Annotated in this window: 3 protein-coding genes; all 3 read right to left on the reverse strand. The window is 46.5% G+C overall.

Going from position 1 to position 7,010, the window contains the following annotated elements:
- Positions 1 to 304 (reverse strand): hypothetical protein (locus tag KDK17_RS04190; protein WP_257287417.1); only part of this gene is annotated, 304 nt, incomplete at its 3' end.
- 182 nt (positions 305 to 486) lie between these two features.
- Entirely contained in the window at positions 487 to 5,379 is a 4,893-nt protein-coding gene (locus KDK17_RS04195; protein WP_257287418.1) for a DUF4116 domain-containing protein, read from the reverse strand.
- A 179-nt stretch (positions 5,380 to 5,558) separates the two neighbouring features.
- Positions 5,559 to 7,010: hypothetical protein (locus tag KDK17_RS04200; RefSeq protein ID WP_257287419.1), on the reverse strand; the 1,452-nt coding region annotated here is incomplete at its 5' end.

The raw sequence follows: 7,010 nt of genomic DNA on the forward strand, positions 1-7,010 counted from the left end.
CACATTCGAAGGGTGGAACAGGCAGACCGGCTTTCTTCATGCGCTGCAAAAACATTCCCTTGCCACCAAGTTGTGCGCGTTGAACCGGATAATTGTCAGCAGCCTGATCTGAAACAGGTGGAAGGCATATTCGCTTGGCTAGTGACGTTGGCTCGTGAAAGCCACTGCTATCAGGATTACCGAAATACCTCTTGGGTGAACTGTTAGCCCAGTTGGATGGACTACCAGCCCCTTTATTCTGATTGGGACTGTCTGTCAGCCTGTAAGAATCTGATTTGTCAAAATTATTAGCGGGTAACATCAAGATATCCCTCTCATGTTAATATTTATCCATGATTTGTTGGTCAGATACTTAATAAATTCCCTTCTTTCGACAATAATGTTTTTATAAAGTTCACTCGTAGCCTGAACCACGAAACAACAATAAGCTGTCACACGGTTTGCACTGTTTAACGCTGCCAGAATAGCTAAAACTATATTCGGAGATTACGTGAGGTATTGACTAACTTCAGAGTTTCTTTTTTTTGCTGCCTCAATAAAGGCCTCATCGTGTTTGAGCCCGATAGCGACAAAAGTAAAAGCATGAGCATCCTTTTCAATTAAATCCAGCATGTAATCATGATCCTGCAATACCGTTTTATCGACATACATCAAGCAATTAATATTGACAGTTATTAAGGTTTTAATAATATTTCTATCACTTCGGATTCTTTCACTGGCATATTGCAGAGCTCCTAAAGAACTTGCAACAGCGGCTATGACAACCTTCTCATCATCCCGAAGTGTCGGGCTGGCATATTGCAGATGATAACCATCTCTGGCGATTGCAAGCATGACGACCTCTGCAATACCCTTCAGCTCCTCACTCACATATTCCAGACTGTATGGATGTAGTGCAACCGTTGCCAATACAAGGTCTTTATCGTTGCAAATTCGTTGGCTGGCATATTTCAGTCCATCCTTGAGCAGGACATTCCTGAGCTTTTCTTTATGATCCCCAAGCGACTGAACCGGTAAAAAATCAAAGTTCAGGTTGTAACCGGAGGATGGCTTGATAACAAAGTAATGATCTTTCAAATGGGGATACACAAGATCAACCCATCGATTAGCCTTACCGGGATGTAACAATAAAAAATGATGCAGTAGTTCCCTGCGGATGTCCTCAGGAAGCTCATCACTCATGAACATTTCCCGAAGATTGTCCTTCGATTTAACCAACCGATGACAATGATCAATAAACTGTTTTAGATGATTGTTTAATAATTGGTAGCAACCGCGATCAATACCATATCGGTAAGTATCAGCCATTAACAAAAGGCAATGTTGAAAGGCGAATCTATTGGCTTCTGCCGCAACATCGCTATCAAGGCGTTGGGCAAGTAAATTCAAGTTCCACTGATCTCCTTCAAAAATACCGCTTGAGCTTAAGAAGTCCCAATCCAGCCAATTAACTGTCTGCAATGCCGTTATGAGTTTTACAAAGGCACCCTCCATGGCTTGACGTGATGTCATTCGCGGACATTTGACGATCACTTCAGCCGCTGCGGCGTTGCAACCAGACTTCATGCTATCAGCATTTTTATCCAGTTCCATCGCTTTCAGTAACTGCACCAGAAACCACATACGTTTTAACTTGCCGGGTGCATCACTGCCATCAGTGCGGTAAAAGTTTTCAGAGAATTTCAGCCGCAAGGTACCTCCTTCTCCCTCCTCCTCATTTTCAAGTAGCTCGATAAAGCCCGCAAAACCGGATAACTCAAAGTTAACAATCAAGGTATGATCCATACTGATCACAGTCCCGGTAAGAGGTCTTGATTCTCTTAGGGATGCTCTGCAGGACGGACTCAATATCGTTAACTTTTTACTCGAGCCACCCGGAGTCGTGCAATCAACATAGATGAAGCTATTGTCTCTGGATAGCACGCTCAGAGCCGAGGCCCGGGTAACCGGTACCCGGGCCTTTATTAAGAACCCATGCAATTCAAAAATCAGGTCATTGACACGGCGGACCTCCTCAGTCTTCCAAAGATTGAGAGCTTTAAAACAGGATAAGACAACTTGTTTATCACGCTTCAGTCTTTCACTCACATACTTCAGGTTGTATGGATATACGGCAATGGTTGCTAGTACAAGGTCTTTATCATTTCGAACCCGTTGGCTGGCATATTTCAGTCCCTGCCTGCGCAAAACATTCTTGATGTTTTCTCTGTTAACCCTTAGCGAATGAGCGGGTGGAACCTCAAAATCCACGCTACAACTGCAGGATGGATTGACAACAAAGTACTGATCTCCCAGGTCATACACATCTTCGAACAATGGCGTAGCCTTATCAGGCTCTAATAATAAAAAATGCTGTAAGAGTTCCTTGCGGGTGTCTTCAGCGATCTCATCACTCATTAACACTTCCAGAGGGGTGTGAATTGATTCAAAGAACCTTCGACTATGATGAATAAACTCTTTTTGATGATTGTTTAATAACTGTATTAATAACCGGAAACAATCTCGATTAATGTAATATTGAGCATAATGAACAATCAAGAAAAGGCAGTGTTCAAAGGCGAATCTATAGGCTTCTGTCGTAACATCGCTATCAAGGTGGTGTACAAGGCTGTTAAAGCTCCACTGCACTCCTTCAAAAATGGCTGTTGACTTTAAGACCTCATCCAGGTTCTTAATGACAGATAACGCCGTTATCAGTTTTATAAAGGCTTCCGGCATGATTTCACGTGATTTCATATTGGAGCATTCGACAATTATTTCACCCGCTACGGCATTACAACTGAACTTCATACTATCAGCGTGTTCATCCAGATTGATCGCTTTCAGTAACTGCGTCAGAAACCACATACGTTTCAACTTGCCGGGGCCATCACTGCCATCAGCCCTTTTAAATCGGTCAGAAAATTTCAGCCGCAGGGTACGTCCTTTCCCCCCCTCTGCGTGTTCAAGCAGCTCAATAAGGCCCACGTGATGTCCTAATTCAAGGTTAACAATCAAAGCATCATCCATAATGATGACAGTCGCCGGACACTCTGACCTAACAAGGGATGCCTTGCAGGAGCGACTAAATAGCGGTACCTTTTTAACCGGGCCTCCCGGAGTCCTGCAATCTGCATAAGTGACGGGCCATATCCTGGATATCTTGCCCTGACCCGAGGCCAGAGCGACCGGTGCCAGTGCCTTTACGAATCGCTGATGCAGGGCAAAAATCAGTTCATGGACACTCAGAACCTGCTCAGCCTTCCCGGGGTTGAGTGCCTGAAGAGAAGATTGTAACTGACGGCAGGCCAATACCCACTGACGAAATGATAGCTGTCCTTCTTCAGGGGCTTGCACGGGCTGAATGACACTTTTCAGCTCTGACTGAATGGTCTCTTTCAGCGCCTTGAAGCGGTTGGTCAGTTGCGGTAATTCATCCAGCCATGGCTCCACCTTGGATAAATCGCTGATACCCGCCAGCTGCAGGAATGAATTGTACCCATCCAGCAGCGCTTCCGCCCCATGAACCAGCCGGTTTACATTGTCCCGGGTCACCGCCAGTAGCTCTGAACGTTGCGGCGACATGCTCAGTTTTATCGGGTTTGCCAGACAATCCAGTCCACCACCGGGGGCAAAAAATGCCAGCAGCCGGGCATTTTGGTCCGTGAGCCACTGAAACCCCCTGGCGACCTGGCTGAATGTGCCTTCAGATGGGGACAAATCATCCCGTGACGGGACGGCTGTCGTTAAAGGTAAATCAGAAACAGCAGAGGACAGGCTTCTGAGACTGGCCAGTTTTTCGGTAATGTCACCGGCAACAATGAAGGCTCCTGGCTCATCTTTAAAGCGGGCGCAGGCCAGTGTCGCCTGTTGGCCATCCCGGGCGGCCAATGCCACAAACTCTTCACCAGCACGCATTAAGGTTATTTTTTCTTGTTTCAGGAAGATCGCTACATGATCATTGAATCCTGCTTCGGCAAGGACAAAACCCCCTGCCCGCTTGATAAACTCTGGCTCAAGCATCCAATCTTCAGCGTGGTGTGCCACGACAATGGCTCCCTCTGACATAGAGTCTGCGTCTCGTTCCCTGGCCAGCCAGAGGGGTCCGGTGCAGTAGCCTTCGCTGATACCCTCGCCAATGGCCAGAATTTCTTCGGGTTCGGGTATAGGCATGGCAAAATCCATACCGCCAGAAAGCCGGGTAACAGGGCGCACCTGCAACAGGAACAGGCGATCCTGATGATCAATGGCAAACTCCACATCAACGGGGCAGAGCAGAAGGTCTTCCAGCTCTGTCACCACCTCCCTGAGCTTTGCAACCATGGCATCACTGAGTTGCTGTCCAGCGTCGTTTGATTGAGCATCAGCATGATCAATTCTTGTTTCCGAATAGCCGTCATTGTTCTTGTGCAGGATGAAGTGACTTGAGAGCGTTCCGGGAAAGTATTGAGAGCTGACAGCCTCTTCTTTGCGATCCTTGCGATAAATATCAATGCGGTGTGGCGTGTTACCGGACTGCCCTGCCACAATGCCTCTGGGCTGGCCCTGTGTGTACTCAACCCTGACAGTATCATCCTGAAAGGCCTGAAAGCTCATGACGACCCCGCCGTATTTGCAATCAATACACTGCTGGATGACCAGCGCCATGGGTTGCGGTATACCTTCAGAGCATACTTCAGGCTGGTAAGCTGAAGCCATGACTTTAAGACAGGTTCGCAAAATATCCTCTTCTCCCTGAACTAAAGAGAGGTATTTACCCGCCTGGGCATCACCGTAGTTATCTTCATTGATGCCGGAACTGCGAACAATCACAGACCGTGATGTGGCAAGTCTGTCCAGCTGACTGCGCAGATCACCGATTTGTCGGGCCGCTTCAGAATCTTTAACCTGCTCGTAATAATCATCACTGGCAATAAATTTCGCCAGACCCGCCAGCCAGCTATTCCTTTTGGTCTGCTCTGAAGGTGGCAAGGCATTGAGACGTGCCCTGATCCTCGTCAGGCTGATCTCTGTCTCTGCCTCAAGTTCACAGTCAATCATGGGAAGGTAGCGGGCTAAACAATGGGTATCAAGAGGGTGCTGTTCAAGTGCATTCATGACCCGGGATGTCACACATTTAAATGGCGGAACAGACAGATCTGCTTTTTTCATGCGCCACAAAAACAGCCCCTTACCCCCCAGTTCTTCCCGGTTGGGGGGTGTCTGATCTGAAACAGATAAACTGCAGAGACGCTTGGCTAAAGGCGTTTCGCAGGTCGAAACGCCACTGGGATCAGAATCATCGAGATACCTTTTGGGTGAACTATCAGCCCCTTTGGATGGGCTGCCAGCCCAGATATTCTGACTTGCATAAGTTGTCAGGATTCGATCATTCGATTTATCAGAATTAGTATTAAACATTGTGATATCCCTTTTATAATATCCATCCGTGATTCAATGGCTGGCACATCAATAAGCTTCTCTTATTCGGCCATGATTTTTTATAAATATCAGCCTTCAGTCTGAAGCAGGCACAAGGAAAAACGACAGTAACCTGTTAATTCAAGATTGTCAGAATAGATCAGACCTTATTCACAAAATTACCGGCCTTGTTTAAAAGCAGAGAATTCATCATGCAGCCTTTGACTGGCATATAGAAGCCCATTCTCCAGAAAGGCTTTCTTGACTTTTTCTTTATGTTCGCTGAACGGCTGATCAGGTGAAATAACAAACTTCAGTTCGTAATCTTCTGATGGATCGATAATAAAGCTTTTACCCCTCAAATGAGGATACACATCCTCAACCAATGGGATAGTCCACCTGGGATCTAATAATAACAAATGATGAAAGAGTTCCCTGCGGGTGTCCTCAGCGATATCATCACTTATTAGCACTTTCTCTAAAGAATTCTCCAAATTAGTTAAGCGTCGACAATGATCAATAAATTGCAGTTGGTGGTGGTTTAATAACCGATAGCAACTGGGAAGAATGTCATATTGGATACTACAAACCATTAAGAAAAGACAATTTTGGAAGGCGAATCTATCAGCTTCTGTCACAACATCACTATCAAGGCGTTGTGCAAGCAGGTTAAAGTTCCACTGAACTTCTTCAAAAATGCGTGTTTCCTCTAAAAAAAGATCCAGATTCCGAACAGACTTTAACGCTGTTATCAATTTTTCAAAAGCTTCCTGCATGGTTTCAGGTGATGTCATCCGGGGGCATTCGACGATAATTTCTCCTGCAACGGCATTGCAGCTCAGCTTCATGCAATCAGCATGTTTATCCAGATCGATGGCTTTTAGTAACTGCACCAGAAACCACATGCGTTTCAACTTGCCGGAGTCATCACTACCATCAGGGCTACAAAATGTGTCAGAAAATGTTAGCCGCAAAGTTCGTCCTTTTCCCCCCTCTGCTTGTTCAAGCAGCTCAATCAAGCCCAAATGTTCTCCAAACTTCATGTTAACAATCAGGGCACCCTTCATACTGGCGACCGTCGCTCTGCGCACAAATTCTTTGAGGAATGTTTTGCAGGACTCACTCAACAGCGGTGCCGTTTCACCAGGGGCCGAGCACTGAACATAGGTGACGTTGCCATCGGTAGATATCCTGCCCTGACGCGAAGTCAGAGTGACCGATGCCAGTGCCCTTACGAAGCGCTGATGCAGGGCAAAAATCAGCTCATGGACACTTTGAACCCGGTCAGCTCCATCATGGTTGAGTACTTGAAGACGGGATTGTAGCTTTTGACAGGCAGCCAACCACTGACGAAACGATACCTGCCTTTTTTCAAAGGCCTGCACAGGAAGAATGATACTCTCTAACACTGATCGGATGGTCTTTTTCAGCGTCACGAACCGATTGTTCAGGAGCGGAAATTCATCTTGCAATAACTTAACCTGCGTTGAACAGACTTTTCCAGCCAGCCGTAAGAATGCCTGGTAACCCTTCAACAGGGCTTCAGCCCCATGAATCAGTCTGTTTACGCTGTCCCTGGTCAACAGGCGACACTGGCCTGTGCCCGCTTTAAAGGTGAGCCCGGAGCCTTC

Source organism: Endozoicomonas sp. SESOKO2, assembly GCF_024606245.1.
In the GTDB taxonomy this organism is placed as follows: domain Bacteria; phylum Pseudomonadota; class Gammaproteobacteria; order Pseudomonadales; family Endozoicomonadaceae; genus Endozoicomonas_A.